Here is a 14,953-nt window from a genome sequence, read left to right as displayed (position 1 = left end):
GGCGGCGGGTGCTACCATGCGCGCTCCGCGGAACGCCGCGGCCCTGTTTCCCGACCGATCGCTCCATTCCATGTCCAGCATCCCCGAGGAACTAGCGCAGGCGGCGCTCGAGTACCACCGCCATCCCCGTCCCGGCAAGATCAAGGTCGCCCCGACCAAGGCGCTGGTGACCCAGCGCGACCTGGCGCTGGCCTATTCGCCGGGCGTCGCGGCGGCCTGCGAGGCGATCGTCGCCGACGCCAACGCGGCCAGCGAGGTCACCGCGCGCGCCAACCTGGTGGCGGTGATCACCAACGGCACCGCGGTGCTGGGCCTGGGCGACATCGGCCCGCTCGCCGGCAAGCCGGTGATGGAGGGCAAGGGCGTGCTGTTCCAGAAGTTCGCCGGCATCGACGTGTTCGACATCGAGCTGGCCGAGCGCGACCCGGACAAGCTGGTGGACATCATCGCCGCGATGGAGCCCACCTTCGGCGGCATCAACCTGGAGGACATCAAGGCGCCGGAGTGCTTCATCGTCGAGCGCAAGCTGCGCGAGCGGATGCGGATCCCGGTGTTCCACGACGACCAGCACGGCACCGCGATCATCGTCGGCGCCGCGGTGCTCAACGCGCTGGAGGTGGTGGGCAAGCGGATCGAGGACGTCAGGCTGGCCACCGCCGGCGCCGGCGCGGCCGGCATCGCCTGCCTGGACATGCTGGTGGCGCTGGGCCTGAAGCCGGAGAACATCCTGGCCTACGACCGCGAGGGCGTGCTCTACGCCGGCCGCGAGCACATGGACCCGGACAAGCAGCGCTACGCGCGCGACACGCCCAAGCGCACGCTGGCCGAGATCGTCGAGGGCGCGGACGTGTTCCTGGGCCTGTCGGCCGGCGGCATCCTCAAGCCCGAGATGGTCGCCAGCATGGCCGAGCGCCCGATCATCCTGGCGCTGGCCAACCCGACCCCGGAGATCCTGCCCGAGGCGGCGCTGAAGGTGCGGCCGGACTGCATCGTCGCCACCGGCCGCTCGGACTATCCGAACCAGGTCAACAACGCGCTGTGCTTCCCGTACATCTTCCGCGGCGCGCTGGACGTGGGCGCCACCACCATCAACGAGGCGATGAAGCTGGCCTGCGTGCGCGCCATCGCCGAGCTGGCGCGGATGGAGGCCGGCGACCTGGCCGGCGCCTACGGCGGCGACGCGCCCACCTTCGGCCCCGAGTACCTGATCCCGCGCCCGTTCGACCCGCGCCTGCTGGTGATGCTGGCGCCGGCGGTGGCGCAGGCGGCGATGGACTCGGGCGTGGCCACGCGCCCGATCGCGGACATGGATGCCTACAAGGAGAAGCTCGGCCAGTTCATCTACCGCACCGGCCTGCTGATGAAGCCGGTGTACGAGCGCGCCCGCGCCGACTTGAAGCGCGTGGTCTACGCCGAGGGCGAGGAGGAGACCGTGCTGCGCGCGGTGCAGACGGTGGTCGACGAGCGGCTGGCCTACCCGATCCTGATCGGCCGCCCCGACGTGATCCAGACCCGCATCCAGCGCCTGGGCCTGCGCATGCGCGAGGGCGCGGACTTCGAGCTCACCAACATCAACGACGACCCGCGCTTCAACGAGTACTGGCAGCAGTACCACGCGCTCACCGAGCGCCGCGGCGTGACCCCGGCGGCGGCGAAGAACCTGATGCGCTCGCGGCCCACGCTGATCGCCGCGCTGATGGTCGAGCGCGGCGAGGCCGACGCGATGATCTGCGGCCTGGTCGGCCGCTACCACAAGAAGCTCGGCTACCTGCGCAGCGTGTTCGGGCTGGACCCGGGCGTGCAGTGCACCTCGGCGATGACCGGGGTGATCAACGACAAGGGCGCCTGGTTCTTCCTAGACACCCACGTGCAGGTGGACCCCACCGCCGAGCAGATCGCCGAGGCCACGCTGCAGGCCAGCTACCGCCTCAAGCTGTTCGGCATCGAACCGAAGGTGGCGCTGCTGTCGCACTCCAACTACGGCAGCCACGACAACCCCAGCGCGGCGAAGATGCGCAAGGCGTGGCAGATCCTGCGCGCGCGCTACCCGAAGCTGGAGATGGACGGCGAGATGCAGGCCGACACCGCCTGGGACGAGGCGCTGCGCCAGCGCATGTTCCCGCACACCACCCTGAGCGGCCGCGCCAACCTGTTCGTGATGCCGAACCTGGACGCGGCCAACATCGCCTACAACATGGTGCGGGTGATGACCGACGGCGTGGCGATCGGGCCGATCCTGATGGGCGTGGACAAGCCCGCGCACATCCTCACCCCGGCCTCCACCGTGCGCCGCGTGGTCAACATGACCGCGATCGCCGCGGTGGACGCGCAGATCCGCCAGGCGCAGAGCGAACGGCGCGGTTGAGCGGCGGCGCCGGCGCGGGCCGCCCCCCGCGCCGGCAATGCGCCGGAGTGCGACGAGGCATGGCCCGGCGCCGCGCGCACGCGGCTCCGGCCGCACCTGCGGAGAGAGCGCGGCGCCGGCGCCGTCTGTGCGACACTCCGTCCCCAACCATTGAGGGCGTAGGGGCGACGCGATGCAATTCCTGGGCTTGGATGCGTTTGCGGGGCTGGTCGGCGAGACGTTCACCGTGGCGCTGGACCACGACGGCCATGCGCCCTTCGCGCTGGTCGAGGCGCAGCCGCTGCCGATGAGGCACGCCGCCCCCGGCCAGCTGCGCGCGCCGTTCTCGCTGCTGTTCCGGCACGAGGCGGCGATCGTCTTCCCGCAGAAGATCTACCAGATGAAGCACGCCGCGCTGGGCGAGTTCGGCATCTTCCTCGTGCCGATCGCGCGCGACCGCGACGGGTTCATCTACCAGGCGGTGTTCAACTGACCCTTTCCGCCGCCGGCCAGCGCATGCGCAGGTGCTGGCCGGACCCGCCCTCGACGGCGAAGCCCAGCCGCTCGTAGAGCCGGCGGGCGGCGGCGTTGCGCCGCTCCACGTGCAGCGTCACCGCCTCCAGGCCGTCGCGCAGCGCCGTCTCCTGCACCAGCCGCAGCAGCGCGGAGCCGATGCCGCGGCCGCGCGATGCGCCGAGCAGCGCGATGTCGATCACCAGCGCCTCGCGCTCGCCACGATGCAGGTAGAGGCGGCCGACGGGGCGGCCTTCCCATTCGACGACCAGGTAATCGGCCGGCCGGTAGTGCGCGGCGTAATGCCGGTGCTGCAGCGCGAACTGGCTGTCCAGGAAGGACCGGCGCGCCTCGTCGGGCCACGCCACCGCGGCCAGTTCGGCCGCGCGCACGTCGCCGTAGAGCGCGCGCAGGAACGGCAGGTCTTCGTCGCGCGCATCGCGCCAGCCCAGGCCGGCCGGCAGGTCGTTCCCCGGCGCGGGCAGCCAGGCCGCCCGCGCGGCGGGGAAGGCCAATGCCTCGGCTGCGCTCACGGGCGCTGGGGAAAGACCCCCGCCAGCGAGATGCAGAAGTTCAGCGCCAGGTACGGCTGCCGGTTCTCGTGCGGCTGGTTGCCGCCCGTCATGCCGATCGTCTGGGACGGCAGGGTGGTGTTGACCGCGTTGTTGCTGGTGAGCATCGCCGCCGACTCGGGGGTGATGATGGCGTCGCCGGCGGCCGGGATGCCGGCGCGATTGGCGGCCACCGGCTGGTTGTAGATGCGGGCCCCATGGGTATGCATCGGCATTTCGTCGGACTGCAGCGTGACGCTGGCGGAGCCGAAGGTCTCGCCCACCGTGCGCGGCGACAGCCCGGGCCCCTGGCCCTGGCCGCTTGCCGCGTTGCCCGCGAAGTTCGGCAGGGCGTAGGTGGTCTGGCCGTTGCCGCCGAACTGGACGCCCAGCAGCGAGAACAGCGCCGTGTTCTGCTGGATGGGCATGATCTGCCCCTGGCACATGGCCCAGTTGTAGGGGGCGAAGTTGAAGCCGTAGATCTGGATCTCGCCAATGAAGGGATCGCTCATGATGTGGTCCTCGTAATCGATCGACGGCCGTCAGTTCTGCGACGGATAGACGCCGGCCCAGGCGATGCAGAAGCGCGCGGTCAGCGTAGGCATGGTGTTGTCGTGAGGCTGGTTGCCTCCCGCGGAGCCGACGGCCGTCGGCGCCAGGTCGCCGCTGGCGATGCCCGAGGTGCTGTTCGTGTACAGCGTGTCCCCGCTGACCGAGCCGAGCTGGAGCGTGGAGGATGGCGTGACGGAACTTGCCGCCGCGTCCACGGCGTAGAAGGCGTGGCCGTGGGCCGGCATCTGGCTGGGGAGCAGCGTGACCGTCTCGGTGCCGGCCATCTGGCCCAGCACGTAGGTCGACAGGCCCGTTCCCGCGCCCTGGTGGACCGGCACGCGGCCGCGCAGGTCGGGCAGCGCGAACGTGGTCGCGCCGTCGCCGCCGTAGGTGGTGCCGAGCAGGGTGAACAGCACCTCGTACTCGGCGATGGAAAGCAAGCGGCCGTCGCAGTCGAACCAGCCGTTCGGCGCGAAGGTGTAGGGGAACAGGCGGATCTCGCCCACGTAGGGTTCGCTCATGGCAAGGTCTCCGGTCAGTTCCGCGAGGGAAAGAGGCCCTGCAGCGCGATGCAGAAGTTCAGCACCGTGTATGGCTGCAGGTTCGGGTGCGGCAGGGTCTGGCCCGCGTTGTCGAGCACGTTGAGCGGGACCTGCGAACCGCCGGAGCTGCCATAGATCTTCAGCGAGCCGGGAGCGCCGAGCACGCCGCTGCCGGGAATGCGCGAGGTGCCCGCGGCGGTGTTCGCGTTGAAGGTGTGGCTGTGCGCGGGGATCTGTCCGGTCAGCAGGGTGACGTTCTCGACGCCGCCGGCCTCACCGACGTTCGTGCCGTTGCTGGAGCCCACCGGAGTGCGGCTGCGCAGGTCGGGCAGCGCGAAGTTGGTCGTGCCGTTGCCGCCGTAATACGTGCCCAGCAGCGAGAACAGCGCCTGGTTCTGGTTGATGGGCAGCAGCTGGCCATTGCACAGCGCGAAATATTTGGGCGCGAAGTTGAACGCCACGGGCATGATCTGCCCGAGAAAGGGCTGCGACATAGGTTTTCCCCCTGGTTGTGCCGGCGAGCGTTTCCCCCTGGCCGGCGCACTCTTGCGCATCCCCGGCAGCTTGACAAGCACTTTGTGATCGGGATCACAATGCCGCGCTCTCCGCCCCCGGGCGGGCGGCTGCTTCAGGGGAAGGTGCGGGACCGCCGGACCAGGCTTGCGGTCAGGCGGCAAAGGGGTTCCAGTACCGCGGCTGCTCGTTCACGAGCCACGGACGGCTTTCACATACATGCGCCGCCAGGCGCCGTCCGTCGGGAAGGCGGGCAACAGGGGACAAGTCATGTGGCATCCGGAGTCGAAGCATCGCGGTGCGGTGCGCCATGGGCTCGGCCGTAGGGCATTCGGCCGATGGGTAGCGTTCCTGTTGCTGTGCGCCACGCTGGCCGTGCCGGGCCTGTCGCACGCGGCGTGCACGGCATATACGCCGCCCAATGCTTCCGCCGGATCGCCGATGGCGCCCGGAACGACGATCACCATGGATGTCACGTCGTGCAGTTCCGGCTTCGGCATCGGCGACATCACGTCGCCGGCAGGCCACGGCACGGCGACGGTCACCAACCACGCGGCCGCCCAGATCAGCTACAACAACAGCGGCGACGGCGCCACGACGGACACGTTCCAGTATGACGATGGCTCGGGCAGCAACACCGTCACCGTGACGGTGCACATCGCCCCGTCGACCTCGACGATCGTCCTCTCGCCCTCGACGATGCCCTCGGGCACCGTGGCCATCGCCTATCCCGCGACGACGCTGAGCGCCTCCGGCGGCACCGGGCCGTACACCTTCGCCGTCAGCAGCGGCGCCCTGCCTCCCGGCCTGACGCTCGGCGGCGACACCATCTCCGGCACGCCCACCACGCAGGGCAGCTATTCGTTCTCGATCACGGCGACCGACAGCACCAGCGCGACCGGCACGGCGAGCTACTCGATCGTGATCGGGCCGGCGAGCGTCAACATCACCAATACGCCTGCCAACGCGGTCATCAGCCAGCCGTACAGCTTCACCCTGACCGCGTCCGGCGGGACCCCGCCGTACACCTATGCGCTGGATGGCGGCACGACGCTTCCGAACGGCCTGACGCTGTCGAGCAACGGCACGATCAGCGGCACGCCCACCGCGCTGGGCACGACGAACTTCACGGTGCGCGTCACCGACAGCAGCTCGCCGACGCCGTTCTTCTCGGCCAACAACCTCTCGATCACCGTGCAGAACCTGCCGCCCCCGGTCGCCAACCCGGTGAGCGCCACGGTGGCCTACGGCAGCACCAACAACCCGATCACCCTCGACATCACCGGCGGGGCGCCGGCCTCCGTCGCGGTCGTCACCCAGGCCACGCACGGCACGGCCATCGCCAGCGGCACCTCGATCGCCTACACGCCCGCGCCGGGCTACGCCGGCCCGGACAGCTTCACGTACAGGGCCACCAACGGCGGCGGCACCTCGGCCCCGGCCACGGCGACGATCACCGTCTCGCCGCCGAGCATCGTCTACGCGCCGGCCAGCCCGCTGACGGCGACCGTCGGCGCGGCCTACAGCCAATCCCTCGCGGGCGCCAGCGGCGGCGCGGCGCCGTACACCTACGCGCTCGCGTCCGGCAGCCTGCCCGCGGGCGTCACGCTGGCCAGCGACGGCACGTTGTCGGGCACGCCCACGGCGAACGGCAACTTCAGCTTCACGGTAAGGGCCACCGACAGCAGCACCGGCACCGGACCGTTCAGCGCGACCAGCGGTCCGCTGACGCTCACCGTGAACACGCCGGTCATCGTCTACGCGCCGGCCAATCCGCCGGCGGCGACGGTGGGCGTCGCCTACAGCCAGTCGCTGGCCAGCGCCGGCGGCGGCACGGCGCCGTACACCTACGCGCTCGCCTCCGGCAGCCTGCCGCCGGGCATCACGCTGGCCAGCAACGGCACGCTGTCGGGCACGGCCATCGCGGGCGGCACGTTCAACTTCACCGTGACGGCCACCGACAGCAGCGGCGGCACCGGGCCGTTCAGCGCGATCAGCGGCCCGCTGGCGCTGAGCGTGAACGCGCCGACCATCGAGATCGCACCGGCCGTGCTGGCGAACCCGAGCGTGGGCGCGGCGTATTCGCAGAGCGTGACGGCCTCCGGCGGCATCGGTCCGTATACCTATGCGGTCACCGCCGGCGCGCTGCCGCCCGGCCTGACCATGAGCGGCGCCGGCGCCATCACCGGCACGCCCACCGGCGCCGGCACCTACAGCTTCACCATCACCGCGACCGACGGCAGCGGCGGCGCGGGCCCCTACACCGGCAGCCACGCATACACCATCAGCGTGGGCGCGCCCGCGATGACGCTCACGCCCGCATCCGGCACGACCCTCGACGGCACGGCCGGCTCGCCGGTGAGCGCCACGTTCGCCGCCGGCAACGGCACGGCGCCGTACAGCTACGCGATCAGCGCAGGTGCGCTGCCGCCGGGCGTGACGCTGTCGTCCGCGGGCGTGCTGTCCGGCACGCCCACGGCGGCGGGCAACTTCAACTTTACGGTGCAGGCCACCGACAGCTCGACCGGCACGGGGGCGCCCTTCAGCGTATCGGGCAGCTACACCCTCGACGTGGCGGCGCCGACCATCACGCTGTCGCCGGGCACCTTGCCGGCGCCGGCGGTGGGCAACGCCTACAGCCAGACGATCACCGCGTCCGAAGGCCATCCGGCCACCTTCACCTACAACGTGAGCTCCGGCCTGCTGCCGGCGGGCCTGGTCCTGTCGCCCGCGGGCGTGCTGTCCGGCACGCCCACGGCCGCGGGCAGCTTCAATTTCACGGTCACCGCGACCGACGGCGGCGGCTTCACCGGCAGCCAGGCGTACAGCCTGGTAGTGGGCGCCGGCACCGTGGTGCTCGACCCGGGCACGCTGCCCAACGCCACGGCGGAGGCGTCCTACACGCACACCTTCGCTGCCAGCGGCGGCACGGCGCCATACACCTACTCGCTCACCGCGGGCGCGTTGCCGGCGGGCCTGGCGCTCTCGTCCGGCGGCGTGCTGTCCGGCACGCCCACGGCGGCGGGCACCTACAACTTCACCGTGCGGGCGACCGACAGCAGCACCGGCACCGGCGCGCCGTTCTCGGCCAGCCAGGCGTACACGCTCACCGTGGGCGCGCCGGCCATCACCCTCGCCCCGGCCACGCTGCCGGCCGGCACCGGCGGCAGCGCCTACAGCCAGACGCTGGGCGCGAGCGGCGGCAACGGCAGCTACACCTACAGCCTCTCGGCAGGCGCGCTGCCGCCCGGGATCGCCCTGAGCAGCAGCGGCGTCGTGTCCGGCACGCCGACCACGGCGGGCGCCTACAACTTCACCGTCACCGCGACCGACGGCTTCGGTTTCACCGGCAGCCAGGCCTATGCGTTCACCGTGAACGCGCCGGCCATCACCGTCGCGCCGGCCACGCTGCCGGCGGGCACGGGCGGCGTCGCCTACAGCCAGGCGCTGAGCGCGAGCGGCGGCAACGGCGGCTACACCTACAGCCTCTCGGCGGGCACCCTGCCATCCGGCCTCGCCTTGAGCAGCACGGGCACCGTGTCCGGCACGCCGACCACGGCGGGCACCTACAACTTCACCGTCACCGCGACCGACGGCTTTGGTTTCACCGGCAGCCAGGCCTATGCGTTCACCGTGAACGCGCCGGCCATCACCGTCGCGCCGGCCACGCTGCCGGCGGGCACGGGCGGCGTCGCCTACAGCCAGGCGCTGAGCGCGAGCGGCGGCAACGGCGGCTACACCTACAGCCTCTCGGCGGGCACCCTGCCGTCCGGCCTCGCCTTGAGCAGCACGGGCACCGTGTCCGGCACGCCGACCACGGCGGGCACCTACGATTTCACCGTCACCGCGACCGATGGCTTCGGCTTCACCGGCAGCCAGGCTTACACGTTCACCGTGAACGCGCCGGCCATCACCCTCGCCCCGGCCACGCTGCCGGCGGGCACGGGCGGCGTCGCCTACAGCCAGGCGCTGAGCGCGAGCGGCGGCAACGGCGGCTATACCTACAGCCTGGCGTCGGGCGCCCTGCCGCCGGGCATCGCGCTCAGCAGCTCCGGCCAGATCAGCGGCACGCCGAGCACGGCCGGCAACTTCAGCTTCACCGTCAAGGCGACCGACGGCTTCGGCTTCGCCGGCAGCCAGGCCTACACGCTCGACGTGGACGCGCCGGCCATCACCCTCGCGCCGGCCACGCTGCCGGGCGGCCAGGTCGCCGTCGCCTACAGCCAGGCGCTGAGCGCGAGCGGCGGCAGCGGCGGCTACACCTACAGCCTGGTCGCCGGCGCGCTGCCGCCGGGTCTTGCGCTGAGCAGCGCGGGCCACCTGTCGGGCACGCCAAGCGCGGCGGGCAGCTTCAGCTTCACCGTGAAGGCGACGGACGGCCTGGGCTTCAGCGGCAGCCAGGCGTATTCGCTGGGCATCGGCCAGCCCGTGCCGGTCGTGGTGAACGACACTGCCACCACCGCGGCCAATGCGCCGGCGACCATCGCGGTCACCGCCAACGACACCGGCCCGATCGCCAGCGTCGCCGTGGCGCAGGCGCCCGCGCACGGCAGCGCGGCCGTCAGCGGCCTCGACGTGGTGTACACGCCGGCCGACAATTTCTTCGGCAGCGACAGCTTCACCTATACCGCCACCGGCCCCGGCGGCACGTCGGCGCCGGCCACGGTCACCGTCACGGTGACGCCGCTGGCGGTGCCGGTGGCGGCGGCGCAGTCCGTGGCCGTGCTGGGCGGCAAGTCGGTGACCATCCACGCGACCCAGGGCGCCACGGGCGCGCCGTACACGGCAGTGGCGATCGTCGCCGCGCCGGCCACGGGCGTGGCGAAGGTGAGCGGCAGCGACATCGTCTACACCGCGCCGCTCGATGCGTCCGGCACGGTGGGGCTGGACTACACGCTGTCCAACCCGTTCGGCACCTCGCAGCCGGCGCACGTGGCCATCACCGTGAACCCGGTGCCGCTGCCCGCGGCGCTCAGCGCCAGCGTGGTGGCCGGGCGCACGGTGCAGGTCGACCTGACCGCCACGGCGCGGGGCGGCCCGTTCACCGGCGCGGCGCTCGTCGCCGTTTCGCCGTCCAACGCGGGCAGCGCCAGCATCCACGGCACGGCCTCGGGCTACACGCTCGACTTCTCCGCCAACAGCGCCTTCAGCGGCCAGGCGCAGGTGAGCTACACGCTCAGCAACGCATACGCCACCTCGGCGGCGGCCACCGTCACCATCAGCGTGACCGGGCGCAGCGATCCGTCGAAGGACGCCGAGGTCCTCGGCGTGCTCGCGGCGCAGGCGGACGCCGCGCGACGGCTGGCGCTGGGGCAGATCGACAATTTCCAGCGGCGCCTGGAGACGCTGCACAGCGGCGCGGCGTCCGGCGGGTTCACCAACGGCATCAGCCTGAGCTCTGCCGGCGCGCGCCAGAACCGCGACCCGCTGACGGGACTGCGCGGCCCCACCGACGAGTGGAACCGCCGCTACCTGGTGCAGCCGCAGGAGCCGCCGGCGAGCGGGGAGGGCCCGGCCGGCGCCCGGAACCCGGGCGGCTGGTCGGCATGGACCGGCGGCGCCGTGAACTTCGGCAAGACGCAGCCGGGCGCGAGCGACAACGGCATCGACTTCACCACCTCGGGCATCAGCATGGGCGCGGACCGCGCCTTCGGCGACCGGCTCGCCCTCGGCGCCGGCGTGGGCTACGGCCACGACGCCTCCGACGTCGGCCGCCACGGCAGCCGCAGCTCGGTGGACAGCTACAGCGCCGCCGTCTACGGCAGCTACCGGCCGGCGCCGCTGGTGTACGTCGACGCGCTGGCCGGCTACCAGTGGCTGTCCTTCGACGCGCGCCGCTACGTCACGGACGACGGCAACACGGTGCACGGCAGCCGCGACGGCACGCAGCTGTTCGCCTCGCTGGCGGTGGGATACGAGCACCGCACGCAGGACGGCATGCTGGTCTCGCCCTACGGCCGCTTCGACTTCGCGCGCGCCAGCCTCGACGGCTACACCGAGCACGGCGACGACATCTACGCGCTGCGCTACGACGGCCAGACCGTGAAGACCAGCACCGGCGTGCTCGGCCTGCGCGCGCAATGGCTGGCCAAGCGCGACTACGGCGTATGGATGCCGCAGCTGCGGGTGGAGTTCCGCCACGACTTCCAGGGCGCGAGCACGGCGGCGATGCGCTACGCGGACCTGCTCGGCGGGCCGCTCTACCGCGCCTCGCTGGACAACACCTCGCGCAACCACACGCTGGTGGGCGCGGGCGTGATGCTGCAGACGCTGCGCAACCTGTCGGTGCGCCTGGAGTACCAGAACCTGCTGGACAACAGCACGCGCGACAACCAGTCCATCCAACTGGGCGTGGAGAAGAAGTTCGATCCGTGACGCGACGGGGCGGTCCCGGTCCACCGGGGCCGCCCATGCGGGGGCGTACAGTCCCGATCCAATTGGCGGGCCATGGCGCCGGAGCTAAACTCGGAGGGTTCCCGCCTTCCTTGCCCGGAGGCGTCCACCTGTTGCTGCGCATACCCCGGCGCCGCGGAGAAAAGCTCCCCATGGACCAGCTCGACGACATCCTCAACCAGGACATCGACCCCACCGAAACCCAGGAATGGGTCGAATCGCTCAACGCGGTCATCAACCACGACGGCACCGAGCGCGCGCACTTCCTGCTGGAGAGGATGGTCGACTCCACCCGCCGCGCGGGCGGCTACCTGCCGTTCGACCCCACCACCGAGTACGTCAACACCATCGCCCCCGCCAACGAGGCCAAGAGCCCGGGCGACGCGGCGATGGAGTGGCGCATCCGCACGCTGATCCGCTGGAACGCGATGGCGATGGTGGTGCGCGCCAACCGCAAGCCGGGCGAGCTGGGCGGCCACATCGCCAGCTTCGCCTCCTCGGCCACGCTGTACGACGTGGGCTTCAACCACTTCTGGCGCGCGCCCAGCGCCGAGCATCCGGGCGACCTGGTGTTCCACCAGGGCCACTCCAGCCCGGGCATCTACGCGCGCTCGTTCCTGGAGGGGCGCATCGGCGAGGAGCAGCTGGACCTGTTCCGCATGGAGGTGGCCGGCCACGGCCGCGGCCTGTCCTCCTACCCGCATCCGTGGCTGATGCCGGACTACTGGCAGGTGCCCACGGTGTCGATGGGCCTGGGGCCGATCCAGGCGATCTACCAGGCGCAGTTCTGGAAGTACCTGGAGCACCGCGGCCTTTGCCCCAAGACCGACCGCAAGATCTGGTGCTTCATGGGCGACGGCGAGACCGACGAGCCGGAGTCGCTGGGCGCGATCTCGCTGGCCGGCCGCGAGGGCCTGGACAACCTGATCTTCGTGATCAACTGCAACCTGCAGCGCCTGGACGGCCCGGTGCGCGGCAACGGCAAGATCATCCAGGAGCTGGAGGGCGTGTTCCGCGGCGCCGGCTGGAACGCCATCAAGGTGATCTGGGGCAGCTACTGGGACCCGCTGCTGGCGCGCGACACCAAGGGCGTGCTGCGCAAGCTGATGATGGAGACCGTCGACGGCGAGTACCAGGCGTGCAAGGCCTTCGGCGGCGCGTACACGCGCGAGCACTTCTTCGGCAAGTACCCGGAGACGCGCGAGATGGTCGCCAACCTGTCCGACGACGACATCTGGCGCCTCAACCGCGGCGGCCACGACCCGCACAAGGTGTACGCGGCCTACCACGCGGCGGTGAACACCAAGGGCATGCCCACGGTGATCCTGGCCAAGACGGTGAAGGGCTACGGCATGGGCGCGGCCGGCGAGTCGCAGAACCCCACGCACCAGCAGAAGAAGCTGGACGACGACGCGGTGCGCCACTTCCGCGACCGCTTCAACATCCCGGTGCCGGACGACAAGCTGGCCGACGTGCCGTACTACCACCCCGGCAAGAACTCGCCGGAGGTGGAGTACATGATCGAGCGCCGCCGCGCGCTGGGCGGCTTCCTGCCGCAGCGCCGGCGCAGGACCGACGTGAAGCTGAAGGCGCCGGACCTGTCCGCCTTCGCGCAGATCACCAGCGGCAGCGGCGAGCGCGAGATCTCCACCACCATGGCGCTGGTGCGCGGCATGAACCTGCTGCTGCGCGACAAGCAGATCGGCGAGCGCGTGGTGCCGATCGTCGCCGACGAGGCGCGCACCTTCGGCATGGAGGGCATGTTCCGCCAGATCGGCATCTACGCGCCGTTCGGCCAGAAGTACCGCCCGCAGGACGCCGACCAGCTCCTGTACTACCGCGAGGACCAGAAGGGCCAGGTGCTGCAGGAAGGCATCAGCGAGGCCGGCGGCATGGCCGCGTGGATGGCCGCGGCCACCAGCTACAGCATCAGCAACCAGCCGATGCTGCCGTTCTTCATCTACTACTCGATGTTCGGCTTCCAGCGCATCGGCGACCTGGCCTGGGCCGCCGGCGACATGCGCTCGCGCGGCTTCCTGATCGGCGGCACCTCCGGCCGCACCACGCTCAACGGCGAGGGCCTGCAGCACGAGGACGGCCACTCGCACCTGCTGGCCGGCGCGATCCCCAACGTGCGCGCCTACGACCCGACCTTCTCCTACGAGGTGGCGGTGATCCTGCAGGACGGCACGCGCCGCATGCTGGAGGAGCAGGAGGACGTCTACTACTACATCACCGTGATGAACGAGAACTACGTCCATCCGGACATGCCCAAGGGCGTGGAGGAAGGCATCATCAAGGGGATGTACCTGCTCAAGGACGCCGGCAAGCCGAAGAAGGGCGAGCCGCGCGTGCAGCTGCTGGGCTCGGGCACCATCCTGCGCGAGGTGATCGCCGCCGCCGGGCTGCTGGAGAAGGACTTCGGCGTCAGCGCCGACATCTGGTCCTGCCCCAGCTTCAGCGAGCTGCGCCGCGACGGCTTCGACGCCGAGCGCTGGAACCGCCTGCACCCGGAGGCGGAGCAGCGCGTGCCCTACGTCACCGGCCTGCTGCAGGGCCGCCAGGGCCCGGCGATCGCCGCCACCGACTACGTGCGCGAGTACGCCGACCAGATCCGCGCCTTCCTGCCCGACGGCATGCGCTACACCGTGCTCGGCACCGACGGCTACGGCCGCTCGGACACGCGCCAGCACCTGCGCCAGTTCTTCGAGGTGGACCGCTACTGGATCGCCCACGCCGCGCTGGCCGCGCTGGCCAAGGACGGCAAGGTCAACGCCAAGGACGTGGCGCGCGCGATCAAGGAGTACAAGCTCGACCCGGAGAAGCCCAACCCGCTGACCGTGTAAGGGCCCCGCCGGGTCGATCGCGGCCGGAGGCCGCTCCCCCAGAGGTTTCGCAAGCTCCGTGGGAGCGGCCTGCGGCCACGACGCGCGAACCATCGCCACTCCTCGCTCCGCGGGGCCGGCGCCATCCATGGCGCCTCCCCGCGTCCCTTCGTCCCCGCTCGGCCTGCGCGCAGGCAGCCCTCGGCGCGGGACACGCGGAGATCATGGACAGGCCCGCCGCGCGGCAGAGACGACGAACCCGCCTCGCCGGCGGGTTCGTCGCTTTTCCGGAGGGGAAGCGCCGCGGGGCGGACGGGCGGGAAGGACGCCGCCGGCCCCGCGAGGCGGGACCTCATTCCTCGTCGTCGCGGAACAGCCGGCGCAGCAGCAGGAAGGCGCCCACGGTGCCGGCGACGATGGCCGCGGTGGCCACCGGGTGCCGCTGCACGTGGCGGCGCGCGCGGCGGTACTGGTAGTTGGCCTCGTCGGCCATGTCCTCGGCCAGGCGCACCAGCCGGCGGCGGTAGTCGCCGCCGTGGCCGAAGCGCCGCGCCGCGCGGCGGCCGCGCTCGGCCAGCTCGCCGGCGGCGTCCGAAGCGCTTTCGGCGTAGTCGCGCACGCGCTCGCGCGCGCCGTCGAAATGACGCTCGAGTTCGCGGATTCTGCTCATGTCGGGATTCTCCTTGGCACCGGGCGGCAAGCGTGCCGCCAGCGGCGTGA

General features: G+C 71.5%; 9 protein-coding genes. 4 read left to right on the top strand and 5 right to left on the bottom strand.

Going from position 1 to position 14,953, the window contains the following annotated elements:
- Positions 1-70 precede the first annotated feature (70 nt).
- Both C7456_RS12300 and C7456_RS12295 read left to right on the top strand, forming a co-directional pair.
- On the top strand, positions 71-2,365 hold the full coding sequence (locus C7456_RS12300) for an NADP-dependent malic enzyme (RefSeq protein WP_109724046.1): 2,295 nt from the start codon (positions 71-73) through the stop codon (positions 2,363-2,365).
- Positions 2,366-2,537: 172 nt separating this feature from the next.
- Positions 2,538-2,837 carry a DUF6916 family protein gene (locus C7456_RS12295; RefSeq protein ID WP_109724045.1) on the top strand — a complete coding sequence of 100 codons (300 nt, stop codon included), beginning with the start codon at positions 2,538-2,540 and terminating at the stop codon, positions 2,835-2,837.
- On the opposite strand, the gene C7456_RS12290 is transcribed toward C7456_RS12295, so the two are convergent.
- From C7456_RS12290 to C7456_RS12275, 4 genes are read right to left on the bottom strand one after another with little or no spacing between them, the layout of a single operon-like run.
- Positions 2,830-3,390, bottom strand: coding sequence for a GNAT family N-acetyltransferase (locus C7456_RS12290; RefSeq protein WP_245889857.1), 561 nt, complete (start codon positions 3,388-3,390; stop codon positions 2,830-2,832). The genes C7456_RS12295 and C7456_RS12290 overlap by 8 nt on opposite strands.
- Entirely contained in the window at positions 3,387-3,920 is a 534-nt protein-coding gene (locus tag C7456_RS12285) for a phage tail protein (RefSeq protein WP_109724044.1), read from the bottom strand. Before C7456_RS12285 ends, C7456_RS12290 begins: the two co-directional genes overlap by 4 nt.
- Positions 3,921-3,950: 30 nt before the next feature.
- Entirely contained in the window at positions 3,951-4,481 is a 531-nt protein-coding gene (locus C7456_RS12280; protein WP_109724043.1) for a phage tail protein, read from the bottom strand.
- A 14-nt stretch (positions 4,482-4,495) separates the two neighbouring features.
- On the bottom strand, positions 4,496-4,996 hold the full coding sequence (locus tag C7456_RS12275) for a phage tail protein (RefSeq protein ID WP_109724042.1): 501 nt from the start codon (positions 4,994-4,996) through the stop codon (positions 4,496-4,498).
- 289 nt (positions 4,997-5,285) lie between these two features.
- Between C7456_RS12275 and C7456_RS12270 the strand changes: the two genes are divergently transcribed.
- Positions 5,286-11,390 carry a putative Ig domain-containing protein gene (locus C7456_RS12270; protein WP_109724041.1) on the top strand — a complete coding sequence of 2,035 codons (6,105 nt, stop codon included), beginning with the start codon at positions 5,286-5,288 and terminating at the stop codon, positions 11,388-11,390.
- A gap of 170 nt (positions 11,391-11,560) precedes the next feature.
- On the top strand, positions 11,561-14,254 hold the full coding sequence (aceE, locus tag C7456_RS12265) for a pyruvate dehydrogenase (acetyl-transferring), homodimeric type (protein ID WP_109724040.1): 2,694 nt from the start codon (positions 11,561-11,563) through the stop codon (positions 14,252-14,254).
- Between the two features lie 331 nt (positions 14,255-14,585).
- Here the strand turns inward: aceE and C7456_RS12260 are convergent, their stop codons facing one another.
- The gene (locus tag C7456_RS12260) at positions 14,586-14,903 is read right to left on the bottom strand and encodes a hypothetical protein (protein WP_109724082.1); all 318 of its coding nucleotides are present in this window, start codon (positions 14,901-14,903) and stop codon (positions 14,586-14,588) included.
- Positions 14,904-14,953: the final 50 nt, after the last annotated feature.

The organism is Fulvimonas soli (assembly GCF_003148905.1).
GTDB classification, from domain to species: domain Bacteria; phylum Pseudomonadota; class Gammaproteobacteria; order Xanthomonadales; family Rhodanobacteraceae; genus Fulvimonas; species Fulvimonas soli.
This window is presented reverse-complemented; position numbering and strand designations above follow the sequence as displayed.

Excerpts from the sequence above, each read along its gene's own strand:
- C7456_RS12270 (WP_109724041.1), top strand. The coding sequence starts at position 5,286 with ATGTGGCATCCGGAGTCGAAGCATCGCGGTGCGGTGCGCCATGGGCTC.
- C7456_RS12295 (WP_109724045.1), top strand. The coding sequence starts at position 2,538 with ATGCAATTCCTGGGCTTGGATGCGTTTGCGGGGCTGGTCGGCGAGACG.
- C7456_RS12285 (WP_109724044.1), bottom strand. The coding sequence starts at position 3,920 with ATGAGCGATCCCTTCATTGGCGAGATCCAGATCTACGGCTTCAACTTC.
- C7456_RS12300 (WP_109724046.1), top strand. The coding sequence starts at position 71 with ATGTCCAGCATCCCCGAGGAACTAGCGCAGGCGGCGCTCGAGTACCAC.
- C7456_RS12275 (WP_109724042.1), bottom strand. The coding sequence starts at position 4,996 with ATGTCGCAGCCCTTTCTCGGGCAGATCATGCCCGTGGCGTTCAACTTC.
- C7456_RS12260 (WP_109724082.1), bottom strand. The coding sequence starts at position 14,903 with ATGAGCAGAATCCGCGAACTCGAGCGTCATTTCGACGGCGCGCGCGAG.
- aceE (WP_109724040.1), top strand. The coding sequence starts at position 11,561 with ATGGACCAGCTCGACGACATCCTCAACCAGGACATCGACCCCACCGAA.
- C7456_RS12280 (WP_109724043.1), bottom strand. The coding sequence starts at position 4,481 with ATGAGCGAACCCTACGTGGGCGAGATCCGCCTGTTCCCCTACACCTTC.